At 36.0% G+C, this 18,790-nt stretch carries 20 protein-coding genes; 11 read left to right on the top strand and 9 right to left on the bottom strand.

Annotated elements, in window-relative coordinates; translation table 11 throughout:
• The 4 genes from AC3FI7_RS11620 to AC3FI7_RS11605 form a co-directional block, all read right to left on the bottom strand.
• The gene (locus tag AC3FI7_RS11620) at positions 1-1,311 is read right to left on the bottom strand and encodes an Ntn hydrolase family protein (protein WP_142724922.1); all 1,311 of its coding nucleotides are present in this window, start codon (positions 1,309-1,311) and stop codon (positions 1-3) included.
• Positions 1,312-1,349: 38 nt separating this feature from the next.
• A complete protein-coding gene (locus AC3FI7_RS11615; protein ID WP_491462063.1) occupies positions 1,350-1,787 on the bottom strand; it encodes a DUF1801 domain-containing protein in 438 nt (145 codons plus the stop codon).
• A gap of 92 nt (positions 1,788-1,879) precedes the next feature.
• Complete coding sequence (locus AC3FI7_RS11610; RefSeq protein WP_343659544.1) at positions 1,880-2,296, bottom strand: immunity protein PIM1 family protein; 417 nt, start codon at positions 2,294-2,296, stop codon at positions 1,880-1,882.
• A gap of 12 nt (positions 2,297-2,308) precedes the next feature.
• Complete coding sequence (locus AC3FI7_RS11605) at positions 2,309-4,327, bottom strand: M3 family metallopeptidase (RefSeq protein ID WP_491462062.1); 2,019 nt, start codon at positions 4,325-4,327, stop codon at positions 2,309-2,311.
• A 211-nt stretch (positions 4,328-4,538) separates the two neighbouring features.
• On the opposite strand from AC3FI7_RS11605, the gene AC3FI7_RS11600 reads away from it, so the two are divergent.
• The 6 genes from AC3FI7_RS11600 to rimM all read left to right on the top strand — a co-directional run bounded on the left by AC3FI7_RS11600 (position 4,539) and on the right by rimM (position 8,250).
• Positions 4,539-5,069 (top strand): SRPBCC family protein, encoded by a 531-nt coding sequence (locus tag AC3FI7_RS11600; RefSeq protein WP_142724918.1) that lies wholly within the window; start codon positions 4,539-4,541, stop codon positions 5,067-5,069.
• 143 nt (positions 5,070-5,212) lie between these two features.
• Positions 5,213-5,662: a hypothetical protein gene (locus AC3FI7_RS11595; protein ID WP_291899083.1), complete on the top strand. Its 450-nt coding sequence runs from the start codon at positions 5,213-5,215 to the stop codon at positions 5,660-5,662.
• A gap of 120 nt (positions 5,663-5,782) precedes the next feature.
• On the top strand, positions 5,783-6,418 hold the full coding sequence (locus AC3FI7_RS11590) for a DoxX family membrane protein (protein WP_142724916.1): 636 nt from the start codon (positions 5,783-5,785) through the stop codon (positions 6,416-6,418).
• 46 nt (positions 6,419-6,464) lie between these two features.
• A complete protein-coding gene (locus tag AC3FI7_RS11585; RefSeq protein ID WP_491462061.1) occupies positions 6,465-6,974 on the top strand; it encodes a nitroreductase family protein in 510 nt (169 codons plus the stop codon).
• Between the two features lie 155 nt (positions 6,975-7,129).
• Entirely contained in the window at positions 7,130-7,693 is a 564-nt protein-coding gene (locus tag AC3FI7_RS11580; protein ID WP_332385051.1) for a 30S ribosomal protein S16, read from the top strand.
• A 14-nt stretch (positions 7,694-7,707) separates the two neighbouring features.
• Positions 7,708-8,250 carry a ribosome maturation factor RimM gene (gene rimM / locus AC3FI7_RS11575; protein ID WP_142724913.1) on the top strand — a complete coding sequence of 181 codons (543 nt, stop codon included), beginning with the start codon at positions 7,708-7,710 and terminating at the stop codon, positions 8,248-8,250.
• Between the two features lie 53 nt (positions 8,251-8,303).
• Here the strand turns inward: rimM and AC3FI7_RS11570 are convergent, their stop codons facing one another.
• From AC3FI7_RS11570 to AC3FI7_RS11550, 5 genes are all read right to left on the bottom strand, one after another.
• The gene (locus AC3FI7_RS11570) at positions 8,304-9,956 is read right to left on the bottom strand and encodes a serine hydrolase domain-containing protein (protein ID WP_491462060.1); all 1,653 of its coding nucleotides are present in this window, start codon (positions 9,954-9,956) and stop codon (positions 8,304-8,306) included.
• 94 nt (positions 9,957-10,050) lie between these two features.
• The gene (locus AC3FI7_RS11565) at positions 10,051-10,965 is read right to left on the bottom strand and encodes a helix-turn-helix domain-containing protein (RefSeq protein WP_142724911.1); all 915 of its coding nucleotides are present in this window, start codon (positions 10,963-10,965) and stop codon (positions 10,051-10,053) included.
• 100 nt (positions 10,966-11,065) lie between these two features.
• Positions 11,066-11,905 carry an SDR family NAD(P)-dependent oxidoreductase gene (locus AC3FI7_RS11560; protein WP_491462059.1) on the bottom strand — a complete coding sequence of 280 codons (840 nt, stop codon included), beginning with the start codon at positions 11,903-11,905 and terminating at the stop codon, positions 11,066-11,068.
• A 120-nt stretch (positions 11,906-12,025) separates the two neighbouring features.
• Positions 12,026-12,832 carry an AraC family transcriptional regulator gene (locus AC3FI7_RS11555; protein ID WP_491462058.1) on the bottom strand — a complete coding sequence of 269 codons (807 nt, stop codon included), beginning with the start codon at positions 12,830-12,832 and terminating at the stop codon, positions 12,026-12,028.
• Complete coding sequence (locus tag AC3FI7_RS11550) at positions 12,829-13,881, bottom strand: helix-turn-helix domain-containing protein (RefSeq protein WP_343659537.1); 1,053 nt, start codon at positions 13,879-13,881, stop codon at positions 12,829-12,831. Before AC3FI7_RS11550 ends, AC3FI7_RS11555 begins: the two co-directional genes overlap by 4 nt.
• 224 nt (positions 13,882-14,105) lie before the next feature.
• Here AC3FI7_RS11550 and AC3FI7_RS11545 point away from each other — a divergent pair, with 224 nt between their 5' ends.
• From AC3FI7_RS11545 to AC3FI7_RS11525, 5 genes are all read left to right on the top strand, one after another.
• Positions 14,106-14,750 carry an LA_2272 family surface repeat-containing protein gene (locus AC3FI7_RS11545; protein ID WP_142724908.1) on the top strand — a complete coding sequence of 215 codons (645 nt, stop codon included), beginning with the start codon at positions 14,106-14,108 and terminating at the stop codon, positions 14,748-14,750.
• Positions 14,747-14,977: a hypothetical protein gene (locus tag AC3FI7_RS11540; RefSeq protein WP_142724907.1), complete on the top strand. Its 231-nt coding sequence runs from the start codon at positions 14,747-14,749 to the stop codon at positions 14,975-14,977. The genes AC3FI7_RS11545 and AC3FI7_RS11540 overlap by 4 nt, the downstream gene beginning before the upstream one ends.
• A 38-nt stretch (positions 14,978-15,015) precedes the next feature.
• Positions 15,016-16,089 (top strand): fatty acid desaturase family protein, encoded by a 1,074-nt coding sequence (locus AC3FI7_RS11535; RefSeq protein WP_142724906.1) that lies wholly within the window; start codon positions 15,016-15,018, stop codon positions 16,087-16,089.
• A gap of 24 nt (positions 16,090-16,113) precedes the next feature.
• The gene (locus tag AC3FI7_RS11530) at positions 16,114-16,755 is read left to right on the top strand and encodes a hypothetical protein (protein WP_142724905.1); all 642 of its coding nucleotides are present in this window, start codon (positions 16,114-16,116) and stop codon (positions 16,753-16,755) included.
• A 138-nt stretch (positions 16,756-16,893) separates the two neighbouring features.
• Entirely contained in the window at positions 16,894-18,630 is a 1,737-nt protein-coding gene (locus AC3FI7_RS11525) for a helix-turn-helix domain-containing protein (RefSeq protein WP_142724904.1), read from the top strand.
• The last annotated feature ends 160 nt before the right edge of the window (positions 18,631-18,790 follow it).

The raw sequence follows: 18,790 nt of genomic DNA, 5'->3' as shown, positions 1-18,790 counted from the left end.
TCAGATTTTTCCTGAAAAATATTTATTCTGTTTTAAAACCTTTGCTAAAAAAGGATTTGAAACCGTTACACCATGCACCAGTTCAGGAGTGGGCCTGAATGGGCTTACTCCATGAGTACGGGGTGCAATCCATCCTGACTTTTCAGGATCTAAGCCAGCTTTTTTACAAGCATTGACAATGGTTTCCTTATTACAGAAAACTTTTTCCTGAAAAACTTCCCACGGCAAAGGTACATTATTCCATACTTCTGTGTTGGGATCAATCTTACCACCGGAAGACAAGTGCCATGCAATAACATCAGCAGCCATCAGACGCATCACTTTCCCAAAGCAAAGATCATCAAGAACAGAATCGAGCCCTAAGGCATAAATCAAATTCATCCAGTTATCTCTGGCTTTATTCCAGGCTCCGGCGGTATTATTCCAGGTGGTGGAATCATTCCCTTTTTTGACAGCCATGGTTTTCCGGTAGATATCATTTTCATTCCAAAGTGTTTCCAGAAATTCTGAAATTTCTTCAAGAATAACAGTCCATCTTCCTAATAAATTCCCTTTCTGTTCATCTGTCAAATGCTGTAAAACTTCTTTAGAGGAATAGATATAGGAAATAGCTGACCAGTTTGTTTCTGACGGATTTTGTTTGCATCGGCTGAAAAGCATCTCACATATTTCATCGAAAGGTCTGTCCTGGCTTTGATTGGTAAAGGTGCTTCTCAGATTGCTGCGCGCATTGAAGTAAGCGATAAAGCAGGCTGTATTCAGATCACCGGAAAAATCTTCAAAACTGATCGTGTGAGAAAGACCGTGCTTGGCCATTTTCTGAAACTCAATTTTTTTTGATTCTTGAATAAATTTCTGGAGTCTGATCTCAATCCGTTTAAGCAATCTCCATTTTTTATTGTAATTCCGCTTGGAAATATCCAGTCCGGCCAACTTCCTCAGATCTCTGTTAAGGCGATCACTTCTGAAATCATTTTGTCCTATATTTTTGTGAATAATCGGAGACACTTCTTTTAGAAAAGCTTCAATTTCATCTACATTGTTATACCCTGAATTTTCTTTTTCATTGATTTTAAAAATCTCAGTCGCTTTTTTGATCTGCTTTCCTGCTCCGATGGCTGTTCCAAAAGTTTCCAGCATCGAGGTATATCCATAGAAATTTTTATTCAGCGAAAGGTTGGCTGCTTTAGTTAAAATAGCATGTTCCTGAATTTTCAGATCGCTTTTCAAGACATCAACGATCATTTCTGCAACATCTTCTGGACGTCTGCGTTCATCTAAGGTTGTATAAAGCTGGGTGATTATGGTCATAAAGACAAAGTTAAAAGATATTTTTATTCGGAAATATATTATTTAAGACCATCCTTTATTGCCGCTTTCAGGATTTCAATGTTGATATCTTTCAACGCTTTGAATTTAATGCAATATCCGGTTACGCTGGCTTTACCTAATTTTTCACCATAAGTTTGAGATAAATAGGTTTTATCATTGATATTCATAATGTATATTGAGATTCCGGAAGTATTGCCACTCATTCCGATCTGATAAAAATCTTTGGTTTTTCCACCAGTATATTGTATGGTGTAGAATCCATATCCGATATTGGGATTGGAAACGGTTTTATTTTCACTGTTTTTACCATCAAGAAACCACAGCCGACACTTCGGCATAAGTCCGAGGATGATGCGGTGGAGTTCCTGCATGTCATTGTGTTTCTGTTCTGGCTGACTGTTGATATAGTCTTTGATTTGTTCCTGGATGGTCATATAGAATTTAAGGTTACTCAAACGACTAATTTATCAATTTTTAAGATATGGGATGTATGATCATCAACAAAAAAGAACAGCAATTGCTGTTCTTTTGTACTTATCTTTTTGATTTACTGAATCAGTTCTTCCATTGTTTTATCCGTTTTCATCAGCTCACCATGAGGGATCTGATGATGAAGATAAGTGAAAAATAAATTGGTTACCCAATTGTTTTCAATCTGATGGATATAGTAAGAGCAGATTAATCCAAAATCATCAGAAATATAAGCAGGTAACTCAGAAGAACCTGTAGTTCTGAAGATTGATATAAAAATCTCCTTTCTGATATCACTGATTTTATCTTCCGTTTCCTCACCAGCAGACTTTTCTTCAATGGTGTGATAGGCTTTCATCCATGCCTCTGAAAACTCAGCTGAATCTCTGTTATCAAGTATTTCATCAATCTTTTCGGGAGTAATACTGATAAGAGCTGTTTTTAAGAAATCATTAAAAATGACTTCCAGCTTATTGATTTTTTCTGTCATCATTGAACCTGTATTCTACCCGAACGCTCTTTTCAATAAACTCTCCACTTTGGGCTCACTGCCTCTGAACGCTTTATATAATTCCATTGGATCTTTGGTTCCGCCTGAAGAAAGCAATACTTTATATTTGGCTGCGATTTCAGGATTGAAGATTCCATTTTCCTTGAAATACTGGAAAGCATCAGCATCCAGAACTTCCGCCCATTTGTAAGAATAATAACCTGCAGAATATCCTCCCTGGAAGATGTGTGAAAAACTCGGACTCATAGCTGTTTCTGAATTGGAAGGATAAAGGCTTGTTGCTTTGGTATATTTATCTTCGAACTCCTTAATACTTTCATTTTCCAATTCTTTAACTTTAGTATGATAGTTCATATCCAGAAGTCCAAAGCCTAGCTGTCTTAGCGTCTGGTAGCCTTCCATGAAGTTTTTAGACTTCTCGATTTTTTCAATCTTCTCGTCTGGAAGTACTTCTCCGGTCTTATAATGTTTTGCAAACGTTTTTAAGAATTCCGGCTCATAGCAGAAGTTTTCCAGAAACTGTGATGGAAGTTCTACAAAGTCCCATTTCACAGAAGTTCCTGACAGCGTAGGATATTGAGTATCTGCCATCATTCCGTGAAGTGCATGTCCAAACTCGTGGAATAGAGTAGTCACCTCCTGGAAAGTAAGTAAGCTGGGTGTATCTTTTGTAGGTTTGCTGAAGTTGCAGACAATTGAGATATGCGGACGCGAATTTTCACCATTTTGCTTATACTGATTTTTATAGCTGGTCATCCATGCGCCAGCTCTTTTCCCTTTTCGTGGGAAATAATCAACATATAACAGTGATTTATAATTTCCGTTCTCTTTTACTTCATATACTTTTACATCCTCGTGGTATTTCGGAATATCGTTTCTTTCCTCGAAAGTCAGCCCAAAAAGTTCTCCTGCCAGTCCGAATACGGCATCCTGTACCTGGTTTAACGGGAAATATGGCTTCAGTTCTTCATCATTAAGATCAAATTTTGCCTTACGAAGCTTTTCTGCATAGTAGGCGTGATCGTAGCTTTGCATGTCTTCGATTCCGTCAGCTTTGGCTAAAGACTTTAATTCTTCAATTTCTTTATCCGCATATGGTTTTGCTTTGGTTAAAAGCTCATTCAAAAAATCAAAAACTTTTACCGGAGACTTAGCCATTCTTTCTTCCAAAACGTAGTCAGCATAGTTTTTATATCCTAAAAGCTCGGCTTTCTGCTGTTTCAGATCAAGCAGTTCCTTGATCAGATTCTGGTTATCAAATTCACCGCCATCAAAAGACTTTTTACCGTTGGCAAGCGCCAGTTCCTTTCTCAGTTCACGGTTTTCTGCATAGGTCATGAAGGGGATATAGCTTGGATATTGTAGTGTCACTACCCAGCCTTCAAGATCTCTTTCTTTAGCTTCCTCAGCATACTGATCAATGATAGCCCCGGGGATTCCTGCAAGATCTTCTTTGTTGGTGATATGTTTAAAATAAGCATTCGTAGAAGCCAGTACATTCTGCCCAAACTGTAAAGACTTTAAAGAAAGATCCATGCTGATTTTCTTTAATTTTTCTTTGTCTTCCTCATTCAGTAAAGCTCCGCTTCTTACAAACCCTTTGTAGGTTTCATTCAAAAGCATTTGTTGCTCTTCATTGAGGTTATATTTTTCCTTTTCATCATATACTTTTTTGATTTTGTTGAAAAGGGCTTCGTTTTGAGATATTTTTGAAGAATATTCTGTTAAGATCGGCGAAACTTCCTGGGCGATCTGCTGAATCTCGTCACTGGTTTCTGCTGAGTTTAAATTGAAAAAAATATTCGAAACCACATCCAGCTGTTCCCCCGAATAGGCTAATGCTTCAATAACATTTTCAAAAGTGGGTGTTTCAGGATTGTTGACAATAGCATCGATTTCTGCTTCAGATTTTTGGATCAGCTCTTTAAATGCCGGAAGATAATTTTCATTTTTAATGTCACTGAACGGAGCCGAATGATATGGAGTGTTAAATTGTTCTGTTAAAATATTCATTTTTCGATTTTTATTATAAAGTAAATTTAATGATTCACGGAGAATCACAGCTGAAATGCTCAAAAATAATGCCTTACTGACAAGTTATGACAAAAATACCTTATCTTTAAATAATCTTGTCATATGGAAAGAAGGAGTGATGTGTGAATATTTAATTTTGGGAACAGATTTAAAATCATCATTAAATAATATAACCTTAAATATATAGACTATGAAAACACTCTTAAAAATTATTGGTATCATCATTGTGCTGATTCTTATATATGCTGTAATTGCTGTACTGGCTTTCAGTAAAGATTACCACTATGAAAAATCTGTTGTTATCAATGCACCGCAGGATAAAATATGGCCTTATGTAGGCACATTAAAAGGATACAATCAGTGGGATCCTTTTTCCAAGGCTGATAAAAACATTGTCATTACCTATTCAGGAAACGGGGATAAAGTAGGGGATTCCTATCATTGGAAAGGAGATAAAAATGTAGGAGAAGGAGAGCAGGCTATTACGGAGCTGGTTCCCAATCAGAAAATGGCTACAAAACTTCACTTTATAAAACCTTTTGAAGGAGATATGAAGGCCAATTTCGTTATGGCTCGTGAAGGAAGCGGTACCAGAGTGACCTGGATGATTGATAATGAGCTGACGCCTATGATGAAGATTATGAAACCTCTGATGAACGGTAATATGGACAAAATGTTTAGCCAGGGTCTGGGTGATCTGAAGAAACTTGCTGAAAAATAAAATGAAAGCCCTGTAAAATCTACAGGGCTTTTTTAGTATAATTCTTTTTTATTAATCCCGTTGATTGAGAAGAAGAGTTATTTTATGCTAAGTCATTGAAATATTATTCTAAAAATATTATCTTTATATAAAGAATCGATTGTATGGAGAAGATTGTATTTGAAAAAAGTGATATCAGAGACTTTGTGAAAATGACTATCGCAGAGAAAATAGAAAAGCTTAAAAACTTTATCGAATTTACCCTGGAAGCAAGCCGTGACATCAAAAAAACTCCTAAATATGACAGCATGAGAGAAGAGATGCAGGAGGAGATTTATCAGATGCAGCGTCAGCTGGGTGCTTTGAATGATCTTAAAAGAAATATGGCAAAAGTCCTGAATACAGCTACAGAAAGGGTACAGCTGGGTTCATTGGTTATTACCAACAAGGCCAGGTTTTATATTTCAGTGTCATTGGGAGAATTCTTTTTTGAAGGAGACCGGTTTTATGCTATTTCTCCTGAAAGTCCTATGGCCAAAAAAATGATGGGAATGAAACCCGGAGATGAGTTTACTTTAAATAAAATCCATCAGAAAATTGTAGAGGTACTTTAAAAGAGATTCAGCAATATCTCTTTTTCCACGAATAGTTATTCATCTTTATAAGGATTAACTTCAGGTTTATATTTGAAGTTTTGTTTTTATTTAGTACCTTGCTATGCAAAATACTATACTATGGAATTTGAAAAATTAAGAACAGGCAGAATTAACCAGTGGGTCATTATTCATCTTCGTTATCTTGTAGGATCTGCTTTTTTTCCATCGGGTTTAATAAAGCTTATAGGAGAAAGGTTTACCAGAATTTCAACCGATAACCCGATCGGATATTTTTTTGAAGCTTTATATCAATCCGGATTTTATTGGAATTTTTTAGGACTGGCACAGGTGACGGCCGGAATTTTACTGATGACACAACGCTTTGCAACACTTGGAGCACTAATGTTTCTGGCTATATTGAGTAATATCTGGGTGATTACCCTCAGTCTTTCTTTTACAGGGACCTGGATAATCACCTCCTTAATGATGATTGCTGTACTGATATTGGTTATTTGGGATCAACATAAACTGCTTCCTCTTTTTAATTACAATGAAGCAAGTACGGTGAGGGAATATCCTGATCCTGGTAACAGATGGGTTATTGCCGGGGTAGTATATTCCATAAGTTTTATTGCGTTGTTTATGCTGAATCCTGCAAAAGGCGAGGTCTATGAAAAATGGCTGAGTATTCTGATTGCTTTGATCATCGCAGCAACATTTATCATAAGCAATTATCAGGCGTATAAAAATCGTAAACTGGCTGTAAATCCTTAACGTTTTAAATGAGAAAGATTGAATTCCATGTTGTAAATTTGCAGGTATGAATAAAGCAACCATTTTAAAAGAAATCATAGAGGAGAGAAAAAGTATTTTCCCTAAAGATTATACTGACACAGAAATTCCACAGGAAATTTTGGCGGAAATTTTACACGCTGCCACGCTGGCTCCTAACCATAAACGTACCAAGCCATGGCGTTTTGAAATATTCAAAGGCGAAGAAAAAGCTAAGCTGGCTGCAGAAATGCAGGCAATCTATAAAGCCACTCAACCCGAACAGCTTTTCCTGGAAAAAAAATACAATGACATCGGTTTCAAAATCAATAAAGCTGATGTAGTGGTTTCCATTATTGTTAATTTCAGCGGAATGGTTCCTGAATGGGAAGAAATAGCAGCTACCTCAATGGCTGTTCAGAACATGTATCTTACCTGTACCGCCAACAATATCGGGTGCTACTGGAGCTCTCCCAAGATTGTTGATCATTTGAAAGATTCCCTTACTATTGAAGAAAACCAGAAATGTCTTGGATTGTTTTACATGGGAGCTGTATAATTTTTAATGTAGCAATCTGAAAATTTACCAATGTAACAATGGTTTGAAAACAAATTAAATATTGTTATACTTATTAATTGTTCAATTAGAATTTTTGTGTATCTTTGCACTCTTAAATATTTAACTGGGACGAGTTCCCGTAAAATTCAAACATTATGTCAGTAAAAATCAGATTACAAAGACACGGTAAAAAAGGAAAGCCTTTTTTCCACATCGTGGTTGCAGATTCTAGAGCTAGAAGAGATGGTAGATTCATCGAGAAACTAGGAACTTACAACCCAATTACTAATCCGGCAACTATCGAATTGAACGTTGATTCTGCTGTAAAGTGGTTAAACAACGGTGCTCAGCCTACTGATACTGCTAGAGCTATTCTATCTTACAAAGGTGCTCTTTACAAAAAACACTTACAAGGTGGTGTAGCTAAAGGTGCTTTTGACGAAGCTGAAGCTGAAAAAAGATTCAATGCTTGGGTAGAAGCTAAAGATGCTAAAGTTCAAGGTAAAGTAGATGGTTTAGCTACTGCTAAAGCTGATGCTAAGAAAGCTGCTTTAGAAGCTGAAGTAAAAGTAAACGAAGCTAGAGTAGCTGCTGCTGCACAAGCTGAAGCTGATGCTAAAGCTGCTGAAGAAGCTGCAAACGCACCTGCTGAAGAAGTTGCTGAAGCTACAGAAGGAGAAGCTCCTGCTGCTGAAACTGAAGAAAACACTGAAGCTTAAGAACAAACCCTGTTATGCGTAAAGAAGATTGCTATTTTTTAGGAAAAATCACACGCAGACATGGACTTGCGGGTAACGTAATCCTCAAACTGGATACCGATCAACCCGAGCTTTACAATAAATTGGAATCAATATTCGTTGAAATCAACGGATTATTGGTTCCTTTTTTTATTGAAAAATCATCATGGAGCAAGCTTGATGCTCTGAATCTTGCATTCAAAAACTCTTCTGAAGCCATGGTAGACCAGGTGTTGGGTAAAAGCGTTTACCTTCCGCTTGCTACGCTTCCAAAGCTTTCAGGAAAACAGTTCTACTATCACGAAATTATCGGATTTGAAATTTTTGACCAAAATGATAACAACTGTGGTGTGATCAGATCCGTAAACGATCAGACAGCACAGGTATATTTCATTACAAATCTGGATGGAAAAGAAGTGGTTATTCCTATGATCAAAGACTGGATTCTTGAAGTTGACAGAGAAGAAAGAATCATCAAAATGGAACTTCCTGAAGGTCTTATTGATGTTTTTCTGATTCCTTCGAAGAAAGACGAATAGTTTTGCAATAAGCTATTCTTTCTCACTTTTCTCATTATTCATTTCATTACTGATTATTCATTACTCATCTTTAAGGCGGGTAAAAGATATTCCTGTACTATTTTATCGGCTTGCTGATGAGCATAAGGTTTGTTATATGCCCTGGCTGTAATCACAATCACAACCGGAATCTCAGTAAACATAATGATTTTATTTCCGCCATTTCCGCTGGATTGAAATGCTTCAAAGCTTCTATTTCCTGCAGTGTAAACTTTTCTCCAGAATAAATATCCGTAGCCCTCAAAATCAGAATGATCTGTAAAATAATTGGTGAACGACTTCTTAACCCACTCTTTATCCAGAATAGTCTTTCCATTCCAGATTCCATTATTTTTATACAGCTGCCCAAACTTGGCAAAATCAAGCGCTCTCATCCGTAATCCTCCTGCCAGCGAAGGTTTTTGCTGAGGAGTGAATTGCCATTGATAACGGATGATTCCAAGAGACTGAAACAACTTTTTGTCTGCATAATTTTTTAAACCTTCAGGAACTGTTTTATCCAGAATATCTCCGGTTACCACGACTCCGGCTGTAAAATAATTCCACCTTTTTCCTGCTTCACTCTCAGTCATTGGCAGATCCAAGGCAAACTTTACCCAGTTTTCGGTCGGGTACATATTTTCTTCATTTCCGGGAGATTCCGGATCATCATCATTTCCTTCAAAACCCGAGCTCATTGTCAGTAAGCTCTTTATAGTGACATTGTCTTTTTGAGCAGAGTAATTTTTAAACTGTTTTAAATCATAAAACTCTTTTAACTGTTGATTTTCGTTTTTTAGAAATCCATCTTTGATCGCTATTCCTGTCAAAGCTGAAGAAAAAGACTTGCCTACTGATCTTGTATCCTGTAAAGAATCTCTTCCTGAACCGTTAAAATATTCTTCCAGAAGCAGTTTTCCGTCTTTTATCATCACAATTCCGGTAAGATCTTTAAATCTTTTTTCGGCAATTTTCCTATTCAGGATCCTAATGACTTCGGTATTGATTTTTTCTTTGGAAATCTTCCAGCCACTGTTGGGCAGGATAGACTGAACAGCCATCTGTTTTTCAGGAATGTTTTGGGAAGGAACAGTAAGGTTGATCTGTCCTTCTGCAATGACGGGTCCTGTTTTGATGTGGGTAGCCTTCAGATAAGGACGGATTTCAAGTTTTAAAATGTGATTTCCTGCAGTCAGCGCGTCGATTCCGTCATGAGCCATGTAAAAACGCATCCATAAATATCTGCCCCATGAGTCTTCATTCTTACTGCTGATAAGAGGGATCCGTAATGCTGTTTTGAACTTTTTATTTTCCGGAGTACCAGCTCCAGTGTTAAGATTTTCTGTGTAGATCAGTTTTCCGTCAACATAGAATGAAAACTGGTAATTGCCGTTTTTCAACAACTCATCTACAGTCCAGCTGGGTTCAAGCTGATGAAGATCATTAACAAGTGAATTGTTGAAAAAAGCGTAGATACCCAGATCATCATTTTCCTGAAATACAGAGGACGTAACAATATCCGTATCTTTCAGGTTTTCCAGGGAGATGGTTTTATTGAGAAAAACAATTTTTCCGGAATATTTTTTCTGGAGGAGATTTTCAATTTTTTCAGGATTGACAATATTACTGTTTTGCCCCTGGTAAAGACAAAATATAAAAATAAAGATCAATAATAGAAATGGTTTCATCTCAAAGAAGTATTTAAACAAAAATAATAAACTTCTTTAGGTTAAAATAGAATGAAATTAACATTACTATGGATAATACACTTCAAAATGATAGTTAATTGAAAAGCTTCCTGAATTCTCCTGGTGACTGATTCGTTTTTTGTTTAAAAAGTTTACTGAAAGACTGCGGATGCTCAAATCCCAGCTCATAAGCAATTTCACTCACAGACAGACCCGTTGTGCTCAGACGTTCTTTAGCAAGATCTATTAATTTATTCTGAATATGCTGCTGCGTGTTTTGCTGGGTATGAAGACGAAGCAGTGTCCCAAGATAATTAGGCGAAATATTCATCTCCTCGGCGATACATTTCACTGATGGAATACCGTTTTCAAGAAGATTTCCGTTTTCAAAGTATTGGGAGAGAATGTCTTCAAATTTATACAGCAGTTCATGACTCGATTTTTTTCGGGTAAAAAACTGTCTTTCATAAAAGCGGTCCGAATAAATCAACAATAATTCAATCTGGGCAACAATCAGATCCTGCGTGAATTTATCGATATTAGCCATGTATTCCCGTTCGATATTTTTGAGGATATCAACAATGACGATCTCTTCTTTATCTGAAAGAAAAAGGGCTTCCTTCACCTGATAACTGAAGAAGTCGTAGGATTTTATTTTCTTTGTCAACGAGGTATTCCACAGAAAATCAGGATGGATCAACAGTAAGTAACCGGTGGGTTCAACTTCAACATCCGGATCAATCTCCAGGCTTAAATACTGCTGTGGAGATACAAAACAAAGCACTCCCGAATCGAAATCATACTGCTGCTGTCCGTAATTGAATTTCGGACTGACGTTTTTTTTCAGACCAATAGAGTAAAAATTCTGAATCCATTTCAGTTCTTCATTTTCCACAACATAGCGGACCTTGCTGTAATCTATCAGGCTGATCAGCGGATGCTCAGGATTCGGAAGTCCGCAGAAAGCATGAAAATCTGAAATAGAATTAAAACGAACAGGCTGTTTCATATAGCTAATTTAGTTGTTTTTGTAAAAAGGTTAATGCATTATGTATGAAAGTCTTCGGCTCTGCTTAATCAAAACAGAGCCGAAGGATATCATCGTAAAGTTAGATTGCGGTTGAAACCGTCAGATTTTCCCATTTCTCAGCATCTTTCTTTAAAATATCAATCTTATTGTTCAGAAATTCCATCGTTCCTACACCCAATAATAAATGTACCGGAGGATTTTTCTCCTTACTGATCTGAATCAGAACATCAGCTGCTTTTGCGGGATCATTCGGCTGGTTTCCATTGATCTCATTAAGATGAGCCTGCTCTGAAGTTCTTGCTGCTTCATAAGCCTGGATAGGATTGGCAGGGGTTTTTACAGAATCTTTATTTAAGAAATCTGTACGGAAATATCCGGGATAAACAACGGTAGCATGAACACCGAAGTCTTTTACTTCTTCAGCCAGTGCTTCTGTAAATCCTGCAACGGCAAATTTTGTGGAACAGTAAATCCCCCAACCCGGAAAGTTTCCTGAATATCCGCCGACCGATGAAATGTTGAAGATGTTTCCTGATCTCTGCTCACGAAGATATGGCATTGCATTTCTGATTACATTTAATGTTCCGAAGACATTCACAGCATAATTTTCTCTGGCTTCTTCATCGGTAAGTTCCTCAAGCGTTCCGATCTGTCCGTACCCGGCATTGTTAACAATCACATCGATCTGTCCGAAATAGTCTACTGTTTTGGCAATAGCAGATTTGATATCGTTGTTATCTGTAATATTGACGCTGAGAGGAAGGAAGTTTTCTGAAGTTTCTCCGATTGTAGCGATCAGGGATTCAACGGTACGGCTTGTAGCAGCAACCTGAAATCCTTCGGACAGTAATTTTTTTACCAACTCGAATCCTAAGCCTTTTGAAGCTCCTGTCACGAACCATACTTTTTTTGTTTCCATTTTTAAATATTTTTTTGTTTAAATGATGGTACAAAGATGAAAACTTACAGATGGGAAAATGTAGCCGAATCGGGGAATGATGTATCCAAATCGTGAATGGTGACTTTGCCTGGGAAGATTTTAATGGTTTCTCAGAAGATTCCTGTATTTCAAAGGAGTGATTCCTATGTTTTCTTTAAAACATCTGGTAAAATGACTCTGATCCGCAAAACCGCATTCCAAAGCAATATCTGTTAAAGAAGAAGGGGTGTTGAGAAGTTTCATGGATTGGCTGACTTTTATTTTCCGGAGGTATTCCCCCAGATTGCAATGGAAATATTTATGAAAATCTCTGCTTAAATGAACAGGGTGGATGTTCAGAGTCTTGGAAATTCCGCTAAGGGTAAGTTTTTCGGTAATACTTTCATGCAGAATTTCATTGATCTGACCTACCCATACAGGTTTTCTTTCTTTGTTTTCCTTTTCGCAGGTCAGTTCGCCGAAAAGATGTAATAACAGCTGATTGACGTTGGCTTCCAAAGAGTTGTTATTCATTTTGGTTTCTTTGAATAGCTGATAAACCAATAACTTTAAGGCTGGATTTTTTATGCTAAAGCTTCCCTCAGCTTTATTTTTCTGAATATCAAACCGATCAAGCCAATCCTGGGTGATTTCAATGTGAAAGCCTCTTGTAAAGATATCCGGTTTAATATTATAGTGTGGATCTTCCCAATGATGATATAATAATGTTCCGGCAGAACAGTCATAGGTTTCTTTCCGGTTTCCTTCCGTCATATTACCCTGAAGCAGGAAGGTAAAATAAGCGTTTTCATGATAATGCCAGTCTACATAAGGATGGGTATATTCCGTATCGGTAATGGTCAATCCTTCCAGGTTGATCATTTGATTGGTTTCTCCGAAATATTCGCCTTTACGAAGACTGTTCATAATAAATTCTGTTTTAACTGTTCAATCTGTTCATACATCTTATTAAAAAATATTTTCCTTTCACGGTTTCCGGATTCATTTAATGATTTTGAGTTTTTGATCTGATGTTCAAAATAGCTCAGAGAATCTTCACAGGTGATTTTATCATTGGTCATCATATATCCGAACATGCTGAAAGGAACAAAAAAGGAACACTGTTCTTCATTTTTGAATAAAATACTGTTGTTTAAAATTACTAAATCATTTACATATATCTGGAAATTAGTTTTTTCCAGTGTTTTTATTTCAAGTCCTTCCAATAATTTCCTCAGATCATCAAGGATAAGTTCTGCATCATTTTTCTTCAGTAATCCCATTTCATAATAAAACGAAATCTGTCTTAGGGCGCTCATAATAGTAGTGTCATTCCAGATTTCGGTTACATTTTGTTTGTCATAAAGATCTTTCAGCATTTCATTTTTTACAGAATGGTATTTCATCGTAAATTCATGAAACGGACTTAAGAACTTATCCTGGTTCAGTAAATTCATCCAGACGTAAAACTTGAAACGGGACAAAATAGAATCTGAAATGGTATAGAAAAAAGGGATGTCTTTTGCCGAATAAAATACCTGAGAATGGGTGATATTCTGGAAAACATTCAGAATTTTCAAAGAGTTTTCAAAATAATTTAAAAGGTCCTCGGTAGTTTTTACAGGCTGTGTTCTCTTGACTACTAATTGATTTTCTGTTCCCAGAAACTGATCCAGTGAGATCTGATAATATCTGGCAAGTTCCAGGGCTTCCTCAAAACTGAACTTCGCTTTCATAGAAGTTCTTCTGTGGGCCGCATCATAGCTGATATTAAGGATGTTGGCGATCTCATCATTTAAAGATTTTTCTCCTATTTTTCTCCGGATTTCCTTCAGTAGAGCTTCCTGGTGCATGGTTTTGTGATTTTCACAAATGTAGTATTTTTTGAGGAAAGAGTTTTTGATTTTCTGCTTTGAAGGCTGGAAGCCTGAAGCTGGGAGCAGGGAATTATTGAGTGGCGAAAGAATTACTAACAATTTAAGACAATTTGATATTGTAATGATTATTAATATTGATTACTGAAAATCACTTCCAGCCTCCTTCTTCCCGCTTCCGGCACCATGATGTGAAAAAAAAATCATTGTCATTATTTATACTTTTTGTGATTTTCGCAAACAGTATATTTTTTTTTATTTTTTTTCACATTCGGAACCTTGATTTCTGCCGATAATTTTGAACTGTAATTTTAAAATAATGAGTTATGAAAACACGGATTTTAGTAATAGCAGTTTTTTTAGTCCATAGTCTGATATACGCATCAGACAGTCTGAAGGTAGATTCTTTGAAGCCAAGATTAATTGCAGCTTCGCCCTCAAAGCATGTTCGGAATGTCAACGGGATTTTATTTAAATATTTTGATGAGGAAGACCATTTTAAGCCTAAGAAAGTAAACGGATTAGGAATGGGATTTAATTTTATAGGGATTTTCCTTCCACCACTGATGCTTGTCACCCTCCAGCCGGGTAATTGGAATCTTAGTGATTATGTAATTGTTCCCCGTAAGAAAATGAATACGATTAACGGGCTGCAATTATCCATCATCAATATGGAGCCTACATTAACCAATGGTTTGGAAATCAATATTTCCAGTAATGTCAATACCTATGCTATCACGAACGGGATCTCTGTTTCTCCGTTTTTTAATCTGCACCATGAGATAAAAGGAGTTTCTGTAGCACCTTTTGCCAATATTGGCCAAAAGTGTAGAGGAGTTCAGATCGGATTGTATAATAAATGTGAGAATTTCAGAGGAGTACAAATCGGGATGTGGAATGAGAATGGAAAGAGAAAGCTTCCTCTCATCAACTGGAATTTTAAAAAACAGAAAACAAATAAGGAACTATGAGAAAGTTTGTTGCAATCATTACCATATTTCTTTGTGGCTTTCTGAAAGCCCAGTTTGAAGAAATCAAAGAGAAAGAATGGCTGGTCTTTCTTCTCAGTACGAGAATTGAGGGAACTTCAATGGATAATAAGGCATTTCTCTCAATAGGAACAAAACTTACTGATGGTGATAAGAATTACTACAGTTTAAGAGGGTATTTCCCACTAAAGGATTTCGCTACGGTATAGGAATTAACCTTGTTTTTTAAATAATTAACACAATAATTATGAAACCAAAAATCAGATTTAAAAAAGCAACCTCTCCTTTCTATTCGGAATTACGTGAAGAGGTCAATATATTACTGACAGATGAAATCACTAAAAAGGCAGAAAGATTGATGATCATCAAATTCTTATTGTATTCTCTGACCTTCTTGTTTTTATATACCAATCTTTTTAATCCGTTTATAGAAGATAAGAACTGGCTGGTAACCTTGAATTATATTGCTTTAGGGCTTGCCGGAATATTGCTCGCTTTTAACTGCGCCCATGATTGCGTTCATAATACCTTTTCAAAGTATAAAAAACTCAACAGGATCATTTACTACATTACATTTAATCTGCAGGGAGTGAATGCGAGGTTGTGGAGAAAAAGACATATAGCGTCTCATCATGTATTTCCTAATGTGGATGGCTGTGATGCTGATATCGATGATAATATTTTTTTAAGGCTGTCTGCCCATCATCCTAAAAGGAGTATCCATGCTTATCAGCATTTGTATGCTACGGTGCTGTATTGCTTTTATACACTGCACTGGATTGTTATCAAGGATTTTATATATGTCAGGAAAAAAGATTTGGCTAATCTCAGAAATCAGAAACATACAATAATCTCTGTGGCTGAAGTTATCCTGTTGAAATTAGCTTACTTCGTTTATATGCTGGTTGTTCCTGCTGTTTTTACCCCTATTCCGGTACTGACGATACTAGTATCCTTTATTATCATGCACTTAACGATTTCATTATTCTTTGTTTTGACTTTGATTATTTCTCATCTGAGCCTTGAAACGGATTTTCCCGAACCGGATGATGAAGGATATCTGCCTTATGACTATTACGAACATCAGTTAGCCGTATCGTTGGATTATCACCCGACCAGTATGTTTGCGAACTGGATTTTCGGAGGATTCAATTCTCATGCAGCGCATCATCTGTTTCCTGGTCTGCCACATACTGTTTATACCCTTATTACTCCGGCTATCAAAAAAGCGGCCGCCAGAAACAGCTTTCCTTATCATGAGAAAAGTATTGTTAATGCTGTGGTTTCACACTATCAGTATCTTAAAAAATTAAGTAAATAATTGTAACCATAATATAATAAAACCATGAAAAATTATAAATTGATCTTGTTTTTACTGATGATGTCAGTCCGTATTTTTTCACAAAATGCAGTGAATGATACATTGAAAACCAATATTGAAGAGCCTTTCGACTATAAAAAATATTATGACTGTGATTTTGGAGAAGGAAATGTTTTGATTATCATTAAAAAAGGAAAAGAATTTACGGACCTTAAAGATTTAAGAAAATCTGGAAAAGGTTTTGCCGTTAAAATGGAAGCCATATACAGCATGGAATTTGCAGATGGCCAGAGATATGAATCAAGTGTGGTGAAAACTATTACACAGGATAGTATTTCGATCACGAATTTTTTCAATGAGAATGCAGCGAAGCTGGCAGGAAAGCCTTTTAAGTTAATTACTTATCCTCTTTCATCTTTGAAATATATTCGTTTTATTAATGATCGGATGTTGTCTCTGTATAATAGAAAAAATATTCAGAAGGATTTTGATCTTATTGTGAAGAAAATGGAACAGGCAAAAATGTGTCCCGCAGTTCTTCAGTTTAAAGAAAGGAATGGTGAAATGAAGGTCTGTCATTTTTATCTTACCTCTCAGGGCTATGACCTTTTGTATGAGAGCAATGGAAGAGTATATTATCTGGAAGGGAAAGTAGAATGGAAATAATATTGTAACAATATCATTTTGGCTGGCAGATCATCATGGATGATTTTCATAAAAATATTGAATAATAACAGGAAAAAAGCAAATGCAGTGATGCGTCTACTGAAGAAAAATAATATTTTTGTAGTATAGCTCGGATGAATGATGAAAATAAAATGTTTAATACTGTTTTTTATTATTGGAAATCTGTTTTTTCATGCACAAACCAATAATATAGAAAAAAATACTTCGGAAAAGCGGACTTATAAAGAATTGGAAAAAGAATTCTACAGTAGTCATATCGGAGATGTGAACAGTAAAAGAATTGCAGAAAGTTATCTTAAAAAGGCAAAAGCTGAAAAAAATACCACTCAGATTGCTGAGGGATATGTTATGCTTCATTTTGAAGAGACTCTGCCCAATGCATTAAAATATCTTGACAGCTTACAGAATATCACAAAGAACTCTAAAGAAAATACATATCCGGCTAGAATCTATCTTTTAAAAGGAAATCTGTATTTCAATACAGATAAACTTCAGTCTGCATTAAATAATTATATCCTGGGACTGAAATATGCTAAGGAAAAAGGAAATAAAAGGCAAATTGCTATGGCGCATATCAGTATTGCTTACCTGAATAATTATATCGGGAAGCATGCAGAGACAGCAAAAGTACTCAGACATTATGCATATGATGCCGATTATATGAACGAAGATGAGAAGAATTCTCTCAAATTAAATCTGGCTGATGCTTATATAGAGATTAATAAGATGGATTCCGCCTATATCCTCATAAAGGAAGGCTTACTGGATTCTAAAAAGAATAAGAATGTCTACCGCTATCATCAGAACCTTGGACTGTTAGGATACTTTTATTTACATTCAAAAAATTATAAGAAAGCGATTGATGGCTTATTGGAGTGTGAAAAATATTTCTTTACCAACAATAACGGAACTAAAAGAAATCATAATTATACTTTTTTATATTTAGGAAAATCCTATGCAGGGCTCAACGAAAAAGAGAAAGCAGTAGACTATTTCCGGAAGATTGATTCTATGGTTCTTAAAACCAACTATATCTATCCGGAGCTGAGAGATGTATATACTTATCTTATTGATTATTATAAAGAAAACGGGGATAAGGAAAAACAACTGTATTATGTAGATCGTTTTTTAAAAGTTGATCAGGTGCTCGATACCCAGTTCAGGTATATTTCCAGAGAACTTCCTAGAAGATACGATACTCCGGAACTTCAGCAGGAAAAAGAAAGCATTACCAATGAGCTTACCAAAAGAAAAAGTCTTTTTTATATTGTCTTAAGTCTTTTGTTGATATCCCATTTATTATTTATCAACGTTTATTTTAAATACAAAAAATCCGAGAAGAACTATAAGAAGATTGCCCAGGACCTTATCCTGTCTGTTAACGAAAACAAGGTGGGGAAAAACAGGGAGGTTGAGGCCCGAGAAATTCTTCATGACATTCCTGGGTCAGAAAATACAGAAGGTTCTGAGGACAGAACATCCAGAACCATTTCTGAAGATGTAGCCCAGACCATCTTAAAAGAGCTTGAAATATTTGAAAACAAAGATCAGTTTTTGAATAAAGGAATTACACTGGGAAGTCTTGCCAAAAAAATAAAAACAAACTCAAAATACCTGTCGGAAATTATCAATACCTATAAAGGGAAAAACTTTGCTACCTATCTTAATGATCTTCGTATTGATTATGCCATCAACAGATTGGCTAATGACAAAAAATTCAGGTCTTATAAAATTCCTTTTATCGCTGAAGAATTAGGATATAATAATGAACAGGCCTTCACTTTGGCTTTCAAAAAGCGAACCGGAACCCCTCTTTCTATCTATCTGAAAGAAATTGAAAACATGCTGGAGTGATTTTTTTAATTTGTTGATTTTCATTTATTTGTATTTATAAATTCATGATTTTAAATATATAGATTTATGAATCTATATACCATTCACTTGCCTCGTTGCTCCTCTTTTCTGCATCTTTGCTTCAAGGTAAAAACGCAACATTTTTTGTATGTGCACAATA

Source organism: Chryseobacterium sp. TQ-BC-N36, assembly GCF_058382295.1.
Note: the sequence above shows the minus strand (reverse complement) of the source record. Positions and strands in the feature narration are given on the sequence as shown.